At 65.4% G+C, this 17,061-nt stretch carries 15 protein-coding genes; 9 read left to right on the top strand and 6 right to left on the bottom strand.

Annotated elements, in window-relative coordinates:
* Nucleotides 1-91: 91 nt before the first annotated feature.
* The 3 genes from RDV64_RS19995 to RDV64_RS19985 are packed head-to-tail and all read right to left on the bottom strand — an operon-like array spanning nucleotide 92 to nucleotide 5,306.
* Nucleotides 92-3,640: an efflux RND transporter permease subunit gene (locus tag RDV64_RS19995; RefSeq protein ID WP_309196719.1), complete on the bottom strand. Its 3,549-nt coding sequence runs from the start codon at nucleotides 3,638-3,640 to the stop codon at nucleotides 92-94.
* Nucleotides 3,637-4,734: an efflux RND transporter periplasmic adaptor subunit gene (locus RDV64_RS19990; protein WP_309196718.1), complete on the bottom strand. Its 1,098-nt coding sequence runs from the start codon at nucleotides 4,732-4,734 to the stop codon at nucleotides 3,637-3,639. The genes RDV64_RS19995 and RDV64_RS19990 overlap by 4 nt, the downstream gene beginning before the upstream one ends.
* Nucleotides 4,735-4,742: 8 nt before the next feature.
* A complete protein-coding gene (locus tag RDV64_RS19985; protein WP_309196717.1) occupies nucleotides 4,743-5,306 on the bottom strand; it encodes a PadR family transcriptional regulator in 564 nt (187 codons plus the stop codon).
* A gap of 207 nt (nucleotides 5,307-5,513) precedes the next feature.
* Between RDV64_RS19985 and speD the strand changes: the two genes are divergently transcribed.
* Entirely contained in the window at nucleotides 5,514-5,975 is a 462-nt protein-coding gene (gene speD / locus RDV64_RS19980; RefSeq protein WP_309196716.1) for an adenosylmethionine decarboxylase, read from the top strand.
* A 36-nt stretch (nucleotides 5,976-6,011) separates the two neighbouring features.
* Here speD and tyrS read toward each other — a convergent pair whose 3' ends face one another.
* Nucleotides 6,012-7,256 carry a tyrosine--tRNA ligase gene (gene tyrS / locus RDV64_RS19975; protein WP_309196715.1) on the bottom strand — a complete coding sequence of 415 codons (1,245 nt, stop codon included), beginning with the start codon at nucleotides 7,254-7,256 and terminating at the stop codon, nucleotides 6,012-6,014.
* On the opposite strand from tyrS, the gene RDV64_RS19970 reads away from it, so the two are divergent.
* Nucleotides 7,255-8,400: an anhydro-N-acetylmuramic acid kinase gene (locus RDV64_RS19970; protein WP_309196714.1), complete on the top strand. Its 1,146-nt coding sequence runs from the start codon at nucleotides 7,255-7,257 to the stop codon at nucleotides 8,398-8,400. The genes tyrS and RDV64_RS19970 overlap by 2 nt on opposite strands.
* A gap of 33 nt (nucleotides 8,401-8,433) precedes the next feature.
* On the opposite strand, the gene RDV64_RS19965 is transcribed toward RDV64_RS19970, so the two are convergent.
* On the bottom strand, nucleotides 8,434-9,087 hold the full coding sequence (locus RDV64_RS19965) for an alpha/beta hydrolase (protein ID WP_375143775.1): 654 nt from the start codon (nucleotides 9,085-9,087) through the stop codon (nucleotides 8,434-8,436).
* 198 nt (nucleotides 9,088-9,285) lie between these two features.
* On the opposite strand from RDV64_RS19965, the gene RDV64_RS19960 reads away from it, so the two are divergent.
* The 7 genes from RDV64_RS19960 (at nucleotide 9,286) to RDV64_RS19930 (ending at nucleotide 16,149) form a co-directional block, all read left to right on the top strand.
* The gene (locus RDV64_RS19960) at nucleotides 9,286-10,455 is read left to right on the top strand and encodes a cysteine desulfurase family protein (protein ID WP_309196713.1); all 1,170 of its coding nucleotides are present in this window, start codon (nucleotides 9,286-9,288) and stop codon (nucleotides 10,453-10,455) included.
* 21 nt (nucleotides 10,456-10,476) lie between these two features.
* Nucleotides 10,477-12,000 (top strand): Fe-S cluster assembly protein SufB, encoded by a 1,524-nt coding sequence (gene sufB, locus RDV64_RS19955; RefSeq protein ID WP_309196712.1) that lies wholly within the window; start codon nucleotides 10,477-10,479, stop codon nucleotides 11,998-12,000.
* Nucleotides 12,001-12,091: 91 nt separating this feature from the next.
* Nucleotides 12,092-12,850 (top strand): Fe-S cluster assembly ATPase SufC, encoded by a 759-nt coding sequence (sufC, locus tag RDV64_RS19950; protein ID WP_309196711.1) that lies wholly within the window; start codon nucleotides 12,092-12,094, stop codon nucleotides 12,848-12,850.
* Nucleotides 12,850-14,160, top strand: a complete 1,311-nt coding sequence (locus RDV64_RS19945; protein ID WP_309196710.1) for a SufD family Fe-S cluster assembly protein — start codon at nucleotides 12,850-12,852, stop codon at nucleotides 14,158-14,160. The genes sufC and RDV64_RS19945 overlap by 1 nt, the downstream gene beginning before the upstream one ends.
* Nucleotides 14,161-15,396: a cysteine desulfurase gene (locus RDV64_RS19940; protein WP_309196709.1), complete on the top strand. Its 1,236-nt coding sequence runs from the start codon at nucleotides 14,161-14,163 to the stop codon at nucleotides 15,394-15,396.
* A 10-nt stretch (nucleotides 15,397-15,406) separates the two neighbouring features.
* Nucleotides 15,407-15,787, top strand: a complete 381-nt coding sequence (locus tag RDV64_RS19935) for an SUF system Fe-S cluster assembly protein (RefSeq protein ID WP_309196708.1) — start codon at nucleotides 15,407-15,409, stop codon at nucleotides 15,785-15,787.
* Between the two features lie 11 nt (nucleotides 15,788-15,798).
* Nucleotides 15,799-16,149 carry an iron-sulfur cluster assembly accessory protein gene (locus tag RDV64_RS19930; RefSeq protein WP_309196707.1) on the top strand — a complete coding sequence of 117 codons (351 nt, stop codon included), beginning with the start codon at nucleotides 15,799-15,801 and terminating at the stop codon, nucleotides 16,147-16,149.
* Nucleotides 16,150-16,170: 21 nt separating this feature from the next.
* On the opposite strand, the gene RDV64_RS19925 is transcribed toward RDV64_RS19930, so the two are convergent.
* A complete protein-coding gene (locus tag RDV64_RS19925) occupies nucleotides 16,171-17,022 on the bottom strand; it encodes a hypothetical protein (protein WP_309196706.1) in 852 nt (283 codons plus the stop codon).
* Between the last annotated feature and the right edge of the window lie 39 nt (nucleotides 17,023-17,061).

Here is a 17,061-nt window from a genome sequence, read left to right as displayed (position 1 = left end):
CAGGGCGGCGGGGGGCGATCAGATTGGAATTCACCCAGTTACAGATAGCCCAATGGGCCGTGTCCGCCAGTGTCAGGCGGACACGGTTTGCCTATTCCGCAGCTTCGTTGAGCGGTCCGCGGTCGATTTTTGCCGGATCGGCAGGGCGGCGGCGCCGCGATGCGGCCAGAACCGGGGCGTACACGTCGGTTTTGAGTGGAGGCGCCGTGTCCGCAGGCGTCTCCGTGTCGCGGGGCGGCCACTCCATTTCGCGTGTCGGCTGGTCGGCCTGGCTGGCGGGGGCCTCCACAGCGGCAAGCATTGGCGCGGGCGCTGCAGCTGGTGCCATCGCCGGCTCCGGAACGCCGCGGAGGCGGCGGGCGGTGCGCGAAAAGGTTTCGGGCAGCGCGAGCATCACCGGGACCACCACCAGCGTGAGGACGGTGGAAAAGGCCAGCCCGGCGATGATGGCCGTGGAGAGCTGGACCCACCAGATCGACGTGATGCCGCCGACGGCCACGGTGCGGCTGAAAAAGTCGAGGTTGACCTGCGTTGCCATGGGGATGAGGCCGGCGATGGTGGTGCCGGTGGTCAGAAGGATCGGCCGCACGCGCTGGCCTGCGGTCGCCAGCACCGCGGTCAGCCGGTCCGGCTGAACCTGAAGCTCGCGGTTGTAGGTGTCGATCAGCACGATGGCGTTGTTCACCACAATGCCCGCAAGCGCGATGATGCCGGTGCCGGTCATGATGACCGAGAATTTCTGCCCGGTGAGCATCATCCCCAGAAGCACGCCGAACACCGACAGGACGATGGTGAGAAGCGTCAGCGCGGTCTGGTAGAAATTGTTGAACTGGGTGACCAGCACCAGGAACATGATGACCAGCGAGGCAGCCATCGCCTTCATCAGGAAGGACATGGACTCCGCCTGATCCTCGTTGGCGCCGCGGAAGGCATAGGTGAGGCCCGGGGGCCACGCCTGCGCCTCCATCCAGCTGTCCAGCTCCGCAATCTTGGTGTTCTGGTCGATGCCGGGGGCCTCCCGCACATCGGCCTTCACCGTCATGGCGTAGCGCCCGTCGATGCGGGTGATGGAGGACACCCGCTGCTGCGGCGTGACAGTGATGAAGTTGGCGATGGGAACCTGCCCCTTCACCGTTTCAACCCGCAGGTTGGCGAACTCGTCGAGGTTGCGGTCGCTTTCGGGGAAGCGGACGCGAATGTCGATCTGGTCGGCCGAATCGTCCGGCTGGTAGCGGTTGAGGAGGACGCCGTTGGTAAGAAGCTGGATCGTCCGCCCCACGGTCTGGATGCTGGCGCCGAAGCGGCCGGCTTCCTCGCGGTCCACGTCAATCTGCCACTCGATGCCGGGGAGCGGACGGTCGTCCTCCACATCGCGCAGGTTTGCCGTTGTGCCGAACTTGTCGCGCACGGTGCCGATCGAGGCCAGCAACGTGTCGTAATTGTCGGATGTCAGCTGGAGCTGGATGTCCTTGCCGGTGGGCGGGCCACCCTCGATCTTGCGAACCTCGGTCTTGATGCCCGCAAAATTGGTCTGTGCGCGGATGTCGGCGAAGATCTCCACGGCCTTGCGGCGGCAGCAGTAGGGCACGAGCTCCACCTGGATCTCGCCGATGATGTCGGCAGGCTTGTCGCCGCCGCCGCCAATTCCGCCGCTGCCTGAATCGCCGCCGGACGGGAAGGCGCTGGTGACCACGTTGTCAACGCCGTCGATGGCGAGCACCTTGCCCTCGACCTGCTGGACAAGGGTGAGCGCTTCGCGCGCGCTCATGTTGCCGCGGCCCGAGATCATGATGATGGCGACGTCTGGCTCTTCGTCGACGAAGAACTCCACGCCGTTGTTGTTGGTGGTGAACGCGCTCATCACCGCAAACGCCACACCGACCACCAGAGCCAGCGTCAGGACGATGCCGAGCGAGTTGCCGGCAAGGTGCCGGAGCGTGCGCACGTAAACCCCCGTGATGCCGGTCACGGAGCGCGGGTCGAACACGGCAGGCTCGGGCGCGACGGTTGACGCTGGCGCGCGCGCCCCCCACCGACCGGCAAGCCTGGTCGCGATGATCGTTGCCAGCACGAACGCCAGTGCAGCGGCGGCGAATTTCATGAGCCCGGCTTCGCCAAGCAGCAAGAGGGCGCCGCCCGCGGCCGCTGCCCCGGCAAGGAGCCCCACAATGAGCGCATTGGACAGGACGGTGCCCACCACCGGCAGGAAGATCATTGCCGTGACCAGGGCGACGATCAGGACGATCATCACCATGATCGGCAGGTAGCTCATGAATTCGCCTGCCGTGCCCGGCCACAGGAGCATCGGCATGAAGGCAATCAACGTGGTGGCGGTGGACGAGATCAGCGGCCATGCCATCAGCTTGGCGGCCTCGCGGAAGGCTTCGGCCCGCGAGGCGCCCTCGGCAATGCGCCGGTCGGCATATTCCACCACCACGATCGCACCATCGACCAGCAGGCCGACGGTGAGGACGAGGCCGAACATCACCATCATGTTCACGGTCATTCCGAGGCCCGAAAGCACCAGGAAGCCAAGGAGGATGGAGGTGGGAATGGCAATGCCGACCAGAAGCGCGGAGCGGAAGCCGAGAGCCGCAATGACGACGATCATCACCAGCACGATGGCGGTGGAGATGGAGGCTTCGAGCCCGCCCAGAACCTCGTAGATGAAGCTCGACTGGTCGAGCAGGTAGTCGACCTGGATGGTGTCCGGCCAGTCGGCGGTGGCGGCATCCACAACGTCGCGAACCGCCTGGTTGTTCTCGATGATGTTCTCACCGATGCGCTTGACCACGTTGATGGTGATGGCGGGGTGGCCGTTGACGCGGGTGAACTTGTTCGGATCTTCGAAGGACCGGCGCACCTCGGCAATGTCGCCGACTGTCACGACGTTGCCGGCTTCTTCCTTGATGACCATCGAATAGACGTCGGTTGCGTCCTCGATGAGGCCGGGCACCTTGACCGAGAAGCGGCCTTCGCCCTTGTCGAGAAAGCCGGCGGGCACAAGCTGGTTATTGGCCGACAGGGTCTGCAACAGCTCCACCGGGTCGATCCGGTAGCTCTCCATCGCGGTCTGGTCGAGAATGACTTCCAGCTGTTCCTCGCGTTCGCCCACAAGGTCGGCGGAGAGGACCGTGGGCAGCGCCTCGATCTCGTCCTTCAGGCTGCGCGCGTGCTTGAACAGCGAGCGCTCGGGCACCTCGCCGGACAGGGCAACGCTGATGGTCGGAACGAGGCTGAAGTTGGTTTCGGTGATGGTCGGCTCGTCGGCGTCGGCCGGGAGGTCGGCCTGCGCGCGGTCCACCTTGTCGCGCACATCGGTCAGCGCGTCGTCCTTGTCGAAGTCGGCGTTGAATTCCAGGACGATGCCGGCGTGGCCCTCGGAGGCGGTTGCGGTGATTTCCTTCAGCCCTTCGAGGCCGCGCAGCTGCCGCTCCATGGGCTTTACCAGCAGCGTCTCGGCATCTTCGGGCGAAATGCCCTGCTGCGTCACCGAAACGTAGAAGACCGGAACGTCAATGTCCGGGTTCGCCTCCTTGGGGATCGTCACGTAGACGAAGCCGCCGGCGACAAGGAGGAAGATGAGAAGCGTGAGGATCGTGCGCGGACGCGACAGGATCCCGTCGAGCAATCCGTTCATGCGCCGTCTCCCAGCCGTTGTTCGGCGTAGACCGGGTCGACCTTCTGGCCGTTGATCACATAGTCCTGCCCCACGGTGATGACATCGATCTTGTCCGGCAGCCCCGTCACCCAGAAGCCGTCATTGTCCTGTCCGGCAATCTTCACCGGCATGAAGGAGACGATGCCGTCGCCATCCACCGTGCGCACGCCAAGGGCGCCACTGTCCGACAGGGTGAGGACGCCGGGCGACAGGCGGTGGGCGCGCACGCCGGGCAGCGGGATCTCGGCTTCGGCGGTGACGCCGGCGCGCAGCGACAGGTCGGCGTTGGGAATGCGGATCTCGACGGTGAAGGTGCGCGTGTTCTCGTCGGCGGTGCGGGAGATGAACGAGATCTCGCCGGTGACACTCTCGCCCGTGACCAGCGCGACGGCGGCGGTTGCGCCGCGTTCGATCCTGGCAATGTCGCGTTCGGTGACCTGTCCGGTCACCACGATGGGATCGGCATCGACGACGGTTGCGCACAGCTGGCCGACCCCCAGAACGCTGCCTTCGTCGGTCAACGGGTCTTCGACCACGCCGTCGAAGGGCGCACGGATGTTGGCGCGCTCCTTCTCCTGCTCTGCTGCGGCAACGGAGGCATTGGCCGAATCCAGCGATGCGCGGGTCGCCGCAACGCGGGTCTGCGATTCAAAGCCGCGGCCCTGCAGCTTCGTTGCTGCATCGAAATCGAGCTTGGCCTTTGCAGCTTCGGCCTCTGCCTTGGCAAGCTCGGTGTCGCGCACGCCGGGGTCCAGCCGGCACAATATATCGCCCTTGGCAACAACCGAACCGCGTTCCACCGGGCGCTCTTCCACGCGGCCGGTGGTCTCTGCGGCCACCTCGACCGTCGCGTTGGCGCGGGTCCGCCCGCGCATCACCAGGGTTTGCTTGCGCTCCTCGGCATCGAGCTTGAGAACGCGCACCTGAAACAGCGTGGTGTCTGCCTCGGAGCGTTCTGCTGGCGGGCGGATCTCGGATTCTTCGGCACTGCCGGACACGACAAAAGTGCCGCTCCACATCCAGGCGGCAATGGCACCTGCGATCACGATGGCGAGGGTCAGTCGTACAAACATGGCGGCCTCTATTCGGCGGCGTCAGCAATCGGCGGGCGGCCGATCGCGATGAGTTCGTCCGCGCGTTCGTCCAGAACTTTGAGAGACGTGCCCATGCAGACACGGCCGTAGTCGATCACCCATTCCACGCACGGGTTGCCGCTACATTCCGCGGCAATCCGGTCCAGATGGGCGATTTCCTCAGTCAGGTGCCGCTTCCGCTCCGCAACGGCGTCGGCAACGACGTTTGCAGGCAATTCCCGTGCAAACTTGGCAACGAGAAGAAAGCGGGAGCGGAAGACGTCCGGTCCCGGCGGTTCGGACAGGGCGCGCAGAAGTGCGTCGCGCCCGGTGTCGGTGATGGAGTAGACCTTGCGGGAAGGGCGGCCGGACTGGGTTTCCTCGCGCAGGGTGACGAGACCCTCCGCAGCCAGGCGGGCAAGGGCCGGGTAGATGGACCCGTAGCTGGCATCGATGAAGTAGCTGTCGTCCCCGTCGACGGATTCTTTCTTGATCTCGTACCCCGTCGCGTCGCCGCGATGCAGGATGGCGAGGCAAAGCGTGCTCACGGGGCTCAGCACATCAGCCGGCATTCAGACCCACCTCTATCAATTCGATCTATACTGATCCGATATATGTTGGACCGGCATATAATTATTGCTGGATGAGATGCAAGCGAAGATAGAGCCGCGGGTGGGCCTCAAAATAAAGGCGCGCTGAGTGCGCTGGTGCTGCTTGAAAATCCGCAGGTGCGCGACTATCGTCCGAAGATGAAAATCCACCCTACAATTGAGGACCGAATGGCGCGAGGCGACGCATCGGCACGGCTGAACGAACCTGCATCGAAGTGGGCACAAGACGCCCCGGCCGAAACGGTAGCGCCAGACGATGGCGATCACATGATGCTGCGCAACGGCGTGCGCTGCGCTGGCGCGCATCTGATCATCGACCTTTATGGCGGCAGCCGGCTGGACGATCTGCCGCATATCGAGGAAACGCTGAAGCGCTGCGTCGAGGTCTCAGGCGCCACGCTGCTCCACGTCCACCTCCACCATTTCGATGGAAATTCCGGTATTTCCGGTGTGGCGGTGCTGGCCGAGAGCCACATCTCGATCCACTCCTGGCCCGAGCACAATTATGCTGCGCTCGATATCTTCATGTGCGGCGACACCACACCGGAAGCCAGTATCGCCGTCCTGCGCAAAGCCTTTCAGCCCGAGCGCATCGAGGTTCAGGAATTTCTGCGCGGCGAAGGGATCTGACGGGCGGCCGCGACGCGCTCAGCGCCGCGGCTTCGGTCAGACCGGGCGCAGGAGCGTGTGCTTCTTGCGGCCCACCGACAGCTTGACCACACCATCGCGAACATCGTCCTGGCCGATGGCCCTGGCCGGATCGTCGACCTTGTCATCGTTAAGCCGAACCGCACCGCCCTGAACGCTGCGCCGTGCCTCGCTGTTGGACGCGGCAAGGCCCGCCGTCACAAGCGCATTGAGGACGCCGAGCCCCTCCACCAGTGCATCGCGCGGGATTTCCACCGTGGGCAGACCGGCATCGGTGGTGCCGGACACGAATGTCGCCTCCGACGTGGCGGCGGCTGCCTCGGCAGCGGCGCGGCCGTGGATGAATGTGGTCGCCTCGGTGGCAAGGGTCTTCTTCGCGTCGTTGATCTTTGCGCCTTCGAGGGCGCCAAGCCGCTCGATCTCGTCCATCGGCAGCGTGGTGAACAGCTTCAGGAAGCGGCTCACGTCGGCATCGGCGGTGTTGCGCCAGAACTGCCAGTAGTCGTACGCGCTGGTGCGGTCGGCGTTGAGCCAGACAGCGCCGTCGGCGGTCTTGCCCATCTTGGCGCCGCTCGCCAGCGTGATCAGCGGTGAGGTGAGGGCAAACAGCTCCGCGCCCGTCATGCGGCGGCCAAGGTCGATGCCGGAGACGATGTTGCCCCACTGGTCCGAGCCGCCCATCTGCAGCCGGCACCCGTAGCGCTTGTTGATCTCCACATAGTCGTAGGCCTGGAGGACCATGTAGTTGAATTCCAGGAAGGACAGCGGCTGCTCGCGGTCGAGCCGCATCTTGACCGAGTCCATCGACAGCATCCGGTTGACCGAGAAGTGTCGGCCGACATCGCGCAGGAAGGGCACGTATTCCAGCGTGTCCAGCCAGTCGGCATTGTCGATCTGCACCGCGTCGGTCGGGCGGTCGCCGAAGGTGAGGAAGTTCTCGAAGACCTTGAAGATGCCGGCCTTGTTCTCCTCGATCGCGGCGGCATCCAGAAGCTGGCGGCTGGTGTCGCGGCCGGACGGATCGCCGATGCGCGTCGTCCCGCCACCCATCAAGACGAGCGGACGGTGCCCGGTCTTCTGAAACCAGTGCAGCATCATGATCTGGACGAGGCTTCCCACATGCAGGCTGTTGGCCGTGCAGTCGAAGCCGATATAGGCTGTCAGCGGCCCTTGGGCGCAGGCGGCATCGAGCCCTTCGGGGTCACTCATCTGGTGGATGAAGCCGCGGGCGGTGAGGGTCTTGATGAAATCGGAGATGGCCATGGATCTTCCGTTTGCACCTCGCGGTGAAAATCGCAAGAGCTTGTCGATCTCCCTGCCATGCGCGGCGGTGGGCGTGATCTCGGGCACCTCGATGGATGCCGTGGACGTGGCGCTGCTCACCACCGACGGGGACAGCCACATCGTGCGCGGACCGGGCCTTGCGCGGCCCTATACGCCGGCCGAGCGGCAAACCGTTGCCGCCGCCTTGCCCGATGCGATGGCGGCGCCCGATTCCCGCCACCGCACGGCGCTGATCACGGCTGCCGAACAGGTGGTGACCGAAGCCCATGGCGACGCCATCGCGGCCTTTCTCGCCGCCGAGGGCCTGACGGCAGACCTCATCGGCTGGCACGGGCAGACCATTGCCCATGCTCCGGAGCGGCGGATGACCTTCCAGATCGGCGATGCGGATGCGCTGGCCCGCCGCTTCGGCGTGCCGGTGGTGAGCGCAATGCGGCAGGCCGATGTGGCGGCCGGTGGCCAGGGCGCGCCGCTGGTGCCGGCCTACCACCGTGCGCTGGCCGCCAGCGCGGGCCTTGCCGGTCCGGTTCTGGTCATCAACCTTGGCGGGGTCGCCAACGTCACCTTCATCGACGGGGATACGCTGATTGCCTTCGACACCGGCCCCGCCAGCGCGCTGATCGACGATGCCATGGCCGAAGTCGGCAAGGCCTATGACGAGGGCGGCAGCCTCGCCGCATCCGGCACGGTGGACGAGGCTGCGCTGGCACGGCTGATGGACAACGATTATTTCGCGCTGGCGCCGCCCAAATCGCTGGACCGCGACGCTTTCTCGCCGGCACCCGTCGCGCAGCTTGGTTTCGCGGACCGGATTGCGACACTCACCCGCTTTTCCGCCGAAGCTCTGTCGGCCGGCGTGCGCCAGCTTCCGGCCCGTCCGGTCACGGTCATTGCAGCGGGCGGGGGGACTATGAACCGGACCATGATCGGCTTCATCGAGGATGCGCTGGGCGTTCCGGTCCGGTCGGCCGATGCGGCGGGTTTTTCCGCCGAATTCATGGAAGCCGAGGCGTTTGCCTATCTCGCCGTGCGCAGCCTGCGTGGCTTGCCACTGACCTTTCCGGGCACCACCGGGGTAAGCGCGCCGCTGACCGGCGGCGCGACGTCCTTTCCGGCGGATTAGGGCGCGGCCCCCGGATGCAGGGGCCGCAGCCGATCAGGCGGCGTTGTCCGTGGCGAGCCGGCCGTCCAGGTAGGTAGAACAGATCTTCAACAGCTGGTCGCCCTGGCCATCGAAGAAGTGGTTGGCGCCCGGCATGATGGTGTGGTCGATCACGATGCCCTTCTGCGCCTTCAGCTTGTCGACGAGGGTCTGCGTATCCTTGGGGATGGCCACACGGTCGCGGTCGCCGTGGACGATGAGGCCGGAGGACGGGCAGGGCGCAAGGAACGAGAAGTCGTGCAGGTTGGCGGGCGGCGCGATGGACATGAAGCCTTGCACCTCGGGCCGGCGCATCAGAAGCTGCATCCCGATCCAGGCGCCGAACGAGAAGCCTGCAATCCAGCAGCCGCGCGCGTCGGGGTGGACCGACTGCATCCAGTCCAGCGCGGAGGCAGCGTCCGCCAGCTCGCCCGCCCCGTGATCGAACTCGCCCTGGCTGCGGCCGACGCCGCGAAAATTGAAGCGCAGAACCGTGAAGTTCCGCTCCTTGAACATGTAGAACAGATTGTAGATGATCTGGTGGTTCATGTTCCCGCCGAAGTGCGGGTGCGGGTGCAGAACGATCGCGAGAGGCGCGCGCCGGTCCGTAGACGGCTGCAGGCGGCCCTCCAGGCGACCGGCTGGCCCGGTGAAGATGACTTCAGGCATGTGCGACCCATTGCTCTCATGCGCGGTTCGGGCGAGACCGTTGCGGGACGCCCGGATGATCCGCTCAAGATCCGATTAAAGCTGAACCCCTGTCCGAACGGCATTGCCGCAACTTGGCCGGACATGGCGTGAGGCGGGGTTATCCATCATGTCAAAGCCTACAATCAAGCATTTCGAACATGAGGTGGACACGAATTGATGCCGCAGCACCCTGACCGGCTCTATCTGGACTGGAATGCAACGGCGCCCCTCAATGCCGCCGCGCGCTCCGCTGCCATCGACGCGATGACCGCAGGCGGCAACGCGTCCTCCGTCCATGCAGAGGGGCGGGCGGCCCGCGCATTGGTGGAAACGGTGCGGCGCCAGCTCGGGCAGCGCTTCGGGGTGTCGGCGGAGGCGGTCACGTTTACCAGCGGCGGCACGGAAGCCAACGCCATGGCCCTCTCACCGGGCGCGGTGTGCGGCGCGGGCGGCCCGGCCGAGCGCCTGATCGTTTCGGCCGTCGAGCACCCTGCCGTGAGCGCCGGCGGCCGCTTTGCGCCGGACGCCATCACCGTCGTGCCGGTGGATGCGGAGGGCGTTGTCGACCTCGATGCGCTGTTGCAGGCGCTGGACGGGACACCGGCGCTGGTTTCCATCATGGCGGCCAACAACGAGACGGGGGTGCTCCAGCCCCTCGGCGAGATCGCGCGGCTTGTGCGGGCGGCGGGCGGTGTCTTCCACACCGACGCCGTGCAGGCCTTCGGCCGGGTGGCGGACGCCGACCTTGTGGCCGACCTCGTGACCGTGTCCGGCCACAAGATCGGTGCGCCGACCGGCGTGGGCGCGCTGGTCCGCCGGGGCATGGCGACGGTTCCTGCGCTAATTTCCGGCGGCGGGCAGGAGCGGGGCGCCCGCGGCGGCACGGAGAATGTGGCGGCCATCGCGGGCCTGGGCGCTGCGCTGAAATCGGCCGCGGCAAACGCCGACGGCTGGGCCGACACACGGTTTGCCCGCGACCAATTCGAAGCAGCCCTTGCCGAAACGTTCCCGAAGGCCAACATCTTCGCCAAGGGAGCACCGCGTCTGCCCAACACGAGCCTTTTTTCACCGGGTGAAATTCCGGCCGAAATCAGTCTCATCGGCCTCGATATGGCCGGGGTTGCCGTCTCGTCCGGGGCGGCCTGCTCGTCAGGCAGCGTGAAACCGAGCCATGTGCTGGCCGCAATGGGGGTACCCGAAGCGGTGGCCCGCACGGCGCTGAGGGTCAGCGCCGGGCCAGCGGGGGCGGAGGCGGCGTTCCAGCGTTTTTTGTTGGCATTGCGCGACGTGATTGTGCCAATGGAAGGGCGCTCTATAGCTAGAAGAGGTCCAACCTACGGGCTTTGAACCCGTCTGGAGGGAGAAAGAATGCCAGCAGTTCAGGAGACGATCGACCGCGTTGCCGCGATCGACGTCGACAAGTACAAGTACGGTTTCGTCACCGATATCGAGTCCGACAAGGCGCCAAAGGGCCTTTCGCCAGAGGTGATCGCCTTCATCTCCGCCAAAAAGGGCGAGCCCGAGTGGATGCTCGAATGGCGGCTCGAGGCCTATAAACGCTGGCTGACGATGGACGAGCCGGAATGGTCGACCGTCCACTATCCCAAGATCCAGTACAACGATCTCTATTATTACTCCGCCCCCAAGCTCAGCGAGGGGCCGAAGTCGCTCGACGAGGTGGACCCCGAACTTTTGCGGACCTACGAAAAGCTGGGTATCCCGCTGAAGGAGCAGGAGATTCTGGCCGGCGTCCGCAAGCAGGGCGAACCTTCCGACCTTGATGCCGACGATGACGGCAACCAGAACGGCTATGGCCGCGTCGCGGTGGATGCCGTGTTCGATTCGGTTTCCGTGGTGACGACGTTCAAGAAGGAACTCGCCAAGGCCGGTGTGATCTTCTGCTCGATCTCCGAGGCGATCCGCGAGCATCCGGAGCTGGTGAAGAAGTATCTGGGCTCCGTCGTCCCGGTGTCGGACAATTATTTCGCGACGCTCAACTGCGCCGTGTTCACCGACGGCTCGTTCGTCTACGTGCCGCCGGGCGTGCGCTGCCCGATGGAGCTTTCCACTTACTTCCGCATCAATGAGCAGAACACCGGCCAGTTCGAGCGCACGCTCATCATCGCCGACAAGGGCTCGTACGTCTCGTACCTCGAAGGCTGCACTGCACCGCAGCGCGACGAGAACCAGCTTCACGCCGCCGTGGTGGAGCTGATTGCGCTGGACGACGCCGAGATCAAATATTCCACCGTGCAGAACTGGTACCCCGGCGATGCCGAGGGCAAGGGCGGGATCTACAATTTCGTCACCAAGCGCGGCGACTGCCGGGGCGACCGGGCGAAGATCTCGTGGACGCAGGTGGAGACCGGCTCGGCCATCACCTGGAAATACCCGTCGTGCATCCTGCGCGGCAAGGAAAGCCGGGGCGAGTTCTACTCCATCGCCATCTCAAACGGCCGCCAGCAGATCGATTCGGGAACCAAGATGATCCATCTGGGCGAGGGGTCGTCGAGCCGGATCATCTCCAAGGGCATCTCGGCCGGCAAGTCGGTGAACACTTATCGGGGCCTCGTCCAGGCGAACCGCAAGGCGAAGAACGCACGCAACTACACCCAGTGCGACTCGCTGCTGATCGGTGAAACCTGCGCCGCAATCACGATCCCCTACGTGGAATCGAAAACCGGCACGGCGCAGTTCGAGCATGAGGCGACCACGTCGAAGATCTCCGACGACCAGCTCTTTTACTGCCGTGCCCGCGGCATCGACGAGGAAGAGGCCGTCGCGCTGATCGTCAACGGCTTCGTGCGCGACGTGATCCAGCAGCTCCCGATGGAGTTTGCGGTCGAGGCGCAGAAGCTGATCGGCGTGAGCCTCGAAGGCTCCGTCGGCTAGGCAGCGCCGGCCCGATCAAGATGAGACAGGCGCGGCATTCGCCGCGCCATACCACATTGGCGCGGCTCCGGCCGCTGACTTGGAAATCGCAATGCTTGCAATCGAGAACCTTCACGCCAGCGTCGAGGACGGCGACACCACCCGTGAGATCCTGAAGGGTCTCGACCTGGAGATCTGGCCGGGTGAAGTGCACGCCATCATGGGCCCGAACGGGGCAGGCAAGTCCACGCTCGGCAACATCATCGCCGGCAAGGACGGCTACGATGTCACCGAAGGCTCCGTGAAGTTCATGGACAGCGATCTTCTGGAGCTGAGCCCGGAAGAGCGCGCGGCCGCCGGCATCTTCCTCGCCTTCCAGTACCCGGTCGAGGTCCCCGGCGTCGCCACGATGACGTTCCTCAAGACCGCCATGAACGCCCAGCGCAAGGCGCGCGGCGAGGGCGCGATGACCACGCCCGAGTTCATGAAGGTGGTGAAGTCCGCCGCCGAAAAGCTCGGCGTGAAGCAGGAAATGCTGCGCCGGCCGATCAATGTCGGCTTCTCCGGCGGCGAGAAGAAGCGCAACGAGATCATGCAGATGGCGCTGCTTCAGCCCAAGCTCGCCGTGCTCGACGAAACGGACTCGGGCCTCGACATCGACGCTCTGCGCATTGTCGCGGATGGCGTGAACGCGCTGCGCAGCCCCGAGCGGTCGTTCCTCATCATCACCCACTACCAGCGTCTGCTCGACTATATCGAGCCGGACCATGTGCACGTTCTGGCGCACGGCAAGATCGTCCGCTCGGGCGGGCCCGAGCTGGCCAAAGAGCTGGAATCCACGGGCTACGCCGAGTTCATGGAGGCCGCGTGATGGCCACTCCGGTTCCCGTTCAGCCCACGGCCGCTGAGCGCACCCTCAGCGACCTGTTCGAGACCCGCGCCGACGGCTTCACCGAAGCGCCGCTCGATGCAACGCGCCGCGTCGCCTTTGCGCGCTTTGCCGAGACCGGCCTGCCGCACCGGCGCGTGGAAGCCTACCGCTACACCGACCTCAAGGCCCGGCTGCGCACGCTGCCGCCAGCGGCCGGCGTCATGTCGGAAGCCGATATCGAGACCGCGCTTGCCGCGAACCCGCCGCTGACGGCTGGCGCTGCACGCATCGTTCTGGCCAATGGCCGCCTTGTGGCCGAACACTCGACGGCACCGGGCGGGGTGGCGCTCACCTCGATCCTCGAGCCGGACGACGACAGCGCTGATATCGGCGCGCTGGTCGCGGCGCACGACGATGCCCTGACGCTCGCCAACATCAGCCTCTTTGAAGGCGGTGCGGTCCTGCGGATCGACGGCATTGCCGGTGCGCCGGTCGAGATCGTCCACATCATGTCCCCCGCTACGCTGACCATGGGCCGCCTTGCAGTGTTCCTGGCTGATGGGGCACAGGCCAATGTGGTCGAGCGGTTCATCGGCGGCGAGGACGGCGTGGGCAACCATCTGGCGGAAATCACGCTGGGTGCGGGCGCATCGCTGGAGTGGGCGCGGATTGTGGAAGGCGCCAGCGACGGCACGACGCTCTTTTCCACCCATCACCTGCGCATTGCCGAGAACACCAGGCTCGACCACACGACCCTCTCTACGGGCAAGGGCCTCAACCGCAACCAGATCTTCGCCCATGTGCATGGCGACGAGGCGGACACCAACTTCCGCGCCGCCACCGTTGCCGTTGGCAAACGCCATGCGGACAACACGCTGGTGATGCGCCACAACTCGCTGGACTGCCAATCGTCGGAAGTGTTCCGCACCGCGGTTGGCAGCGGCGGCACGGCCATCATCCAGGGCCGGATCATCGTCGATCCCGGCGCGCAGAAGACCGATGCGAAGATGATGTCCAACGCGCTCTATCTCGACGATGACGGCGAGGTGGTGAACAAGCCGGAGCTGGAGATCTTTGCCGACGACGTCCAGTGCGGTCACGGTGCAACGTCCGGCGATCTGGACGAGGAGCCGGTCTTCTACCTGCGCGCCCGCGGCATTCCGCTGGCAGCGGCCCGGCGGATGCTGGTGGAGGCATTTCTGGTCGAGGGGCTCGACAAGGTGAGCGACGAGGCGCTGGCCGAAAAGCTGGCCGACGTTCTGCGCGCAGCGCTGGGCGAAGCGCTTGGCGTGACCGCGGAGGCCGCCTAGATGGATGCCGCGTTGCGCAGCTTCGACATTGAGAAGGTCCGTGCCGACTTCCCGATCTTCAAGCAGGAGATTCACGGCAAGCCGCTGACCTACCTCGACAGTGCAGCGTCGTCGCAGAAGCCGCAGGCGGTGCTGGACCGCATCGTGAAGGCCTACGGCGAGGATTATTCCAACGTCCACCGGGGCCTGCACACGCTCGCCAACCGCTCCACCGAGGCCTACGAAGGCGCGCGCGAGATCGTCCGCGCGCACCTCAATGCGCCGAGTGCGGAGGAGGTGATCTTCACCCGCTCCTCAACCGAGGCGATCAACCTCGTGGCGCAGGCCTACCTGCGGCCGCTGATCGAGCCGGGCGACGAGATCGTGCTTTCCGTCATGGAGCACCATTCCAACATCGTTCCCTGGCACCAGCTGCGCGAGGAGAAGGGCGCTGTCCTCAAGTGGGTCGAACTCACCGAGGACGGCTCGCTCGACATGGACGGGCTGGAGGCGGCGCTTTCGGAGCGCACCAGGCTCGTTGCCGTCGTCCACATGTCCAACGTGCTCGGAACCGTGAACCCGGTTGCCGAAATCGCGCGCCTTGCCCACGACAAGGGCGCGGTGGTGATGGTCGACGGCTCCCAGTCCGCCGCCCATGGCAGGGTCGACGTTCAGGCGCTGGATTGCGACTTCTTCGCCTGCACCGGGCACAAGATCTATGGCCCCAGCGGCATTGGCGCCCTCTATGGCCGCCGGTCGCTCCTTGAGGCGATGCCGCCCTTCATGGGCGGCGGGGAAATGATCGCCTCCGTCGGCCGCGACACCATCACCTATGCGGGCCTGCCCAACCGCTTCGAACCCGGCACGCCGCCCATCGTGCAGGCCATCGGCCTTGGCGCTGCCATCGAATACGCCAACGGCGTCGGCTGGGATGCGATCCATGCCCATGAGATGGACCTGCGCGATTATGCGCGCGAGCGGCTGCGCGGCATCAATGCCCTCACGCTGTACGGCGATGCGCCGGGCAAGGGTGCAGTCTTCGCGTTCAATCTCGAGGGCGCGCACCCGCACGACGTTGCCACCATCCTCGACCGTGAGGGCGTGGCCGTGCGGGCAGGCTCCCACTGCGCCGAACCGCTGATGACATATTTTGGCGTGAACGCATCCTGCCGGGCTTCGTTTGCCATGTACAATACGAGGGATGACGTGGACCGCCTTGCAGCGGCGATCGAAAAATCCCATAGATTCTTTGCGTAAGGAGAGCGTCATGGATGCCGTCGCCGAGAACGCAAAGGTGGATGCCGTCGCCGAGGCCGAAGAATCGGCCATCCCGACGGAGGAGCTGGACCGGATCACCAACGATATCGTCGCTGCACTGAAGACCGTGTACGACCCGGAAATCCCGGTCGATATCTACGAACTGGGCCTGATCTACCGTGTCGACATCGAGGACGACCGCTCGATCAAGGTGGACATGACACTCACCGCGCCAGGTTGCCCGGTTGCCGGCGAAATGCCGGGCTGGGTGGAAAATGCGATCGGTACCGTCGAGGGAATTGCCGGCGTCGAGGTCAACATGGTGTTCGATCCCCCATGGGATCCGTCACGCATGTCCGACGAGGCCCGTGTCGCCCTCGACATGTTCTAGGAGACTTTGCCATGCCCCGTCCCGCCGTGATGACGTTGAGCGATGAAGCCGTGAACCGGGTTTGCGAAATAATGTCCGCGCAGGAGCCGCCGCTCGCCGGCCTGAAGGTCGGCATCAAGAAGGGCGGTTGTGCGGGAATGGAGTACACCATGGCCGCCGTTGCCGAGGTCGACCCCAAGGACGAGGTGGTCGAGCGGGACGGCGCCCGCGTGTTCGTCGACAAGATGGCGACGCTTTATCTGCTCGGTTCGCGCATGGACTACGAGGTCACGAAATTCCGCGCCGGCTTCGTCTTCCAGAACCCCAATCAGGTGTCCGCCTGCGGCTGCGGCGAATCGGTCGAACTGAAGGCCGCTGGCTGACCGCGCGGCGTTGAGCCAGCGCTATGCGCGCTGGCCGGCTGCGGCCCGGCGCATCTGCGGGTCAGATTCGGCGATGACGGCGGACTGACCCTCTCGCTCTGCAACAGCCAGGCAGCGCTCTGCGAGGCACAGCGCTGCCACCGGGTCATCGTCCCGGTGGATTGCCGCCACACCCGCCGCAAAGATCAGCGGCGACGACGTTGCGTCCGACACCCGCGCTCCGATGGCCTTCTCGATGGCTTCGGCAATCTTCGTTGCCTGCCGGACGGATTTGTCCGCCATCAGCATGCCATTGGTGGTGTCGGTCAGCGTGTAAAGCACCCCAAGTTCCCGCAACGCCTCCGCAAGCGCACGGTTGGTCCGGTGCAGAAGATTCTCCGCCGACGGGGCGTTTGCGCCCGGCACCCGTGCCAGCCGGACCGAGGTGATGACCAGCGTATGCGGCACGCGCTTGAACGCCGATCCCATCCATGCGCGCCGGATGTCACGCAGCAGCAGCAGGCGCTCGGAAGGGACGGGCGCCTGGCGCGACGCCATGGGAGCCGCCGGCTCAAGGCCGCGGTCGGCCCGGATCGGTTGCCATGTGCCGGTCTTGAACGCTGCCGGTTCATTGTCTTCGACCGCACTGTCGTCCGGATTGTCGAAGGGGAGGGCCACGATGGAGCGGGGCATGGCCTGGGTGGTTCGCAGGCCAGGTCTGCTGCGTCCTGCAATGCGTGCGGGCCTGTCAGCCGGTGCATTCAGCGTATTAGAGCCACCGCCTTCAATGGCTCTGAGCGGCGATGCGGCCATCTCTTCGCTGAGGGCGGCGGCGAACGAGCCTTCCGTCCGCAAGTCACGCGGGGCGGCCGGGATCGGGAGCGTCTGTGCCATTGTCTCTGCCTCATGCGACCATTGAAGGGGGCGCTTGGA

The organism is Acuticoccus sp. MNP-M23 (assembly GCF_031195445.1).
In the GTDB taxonomy this organism is placed as follows: Bacteria; Pseudomonadota; Alphaproteobacteria; order Rhizobiales; family Amorphaceae; genus Acuticoccus.
Note: the sequence above shows the minus strand (reverse complement) of the source record. Positions and strands in the feature narration are given on the sequence as shown.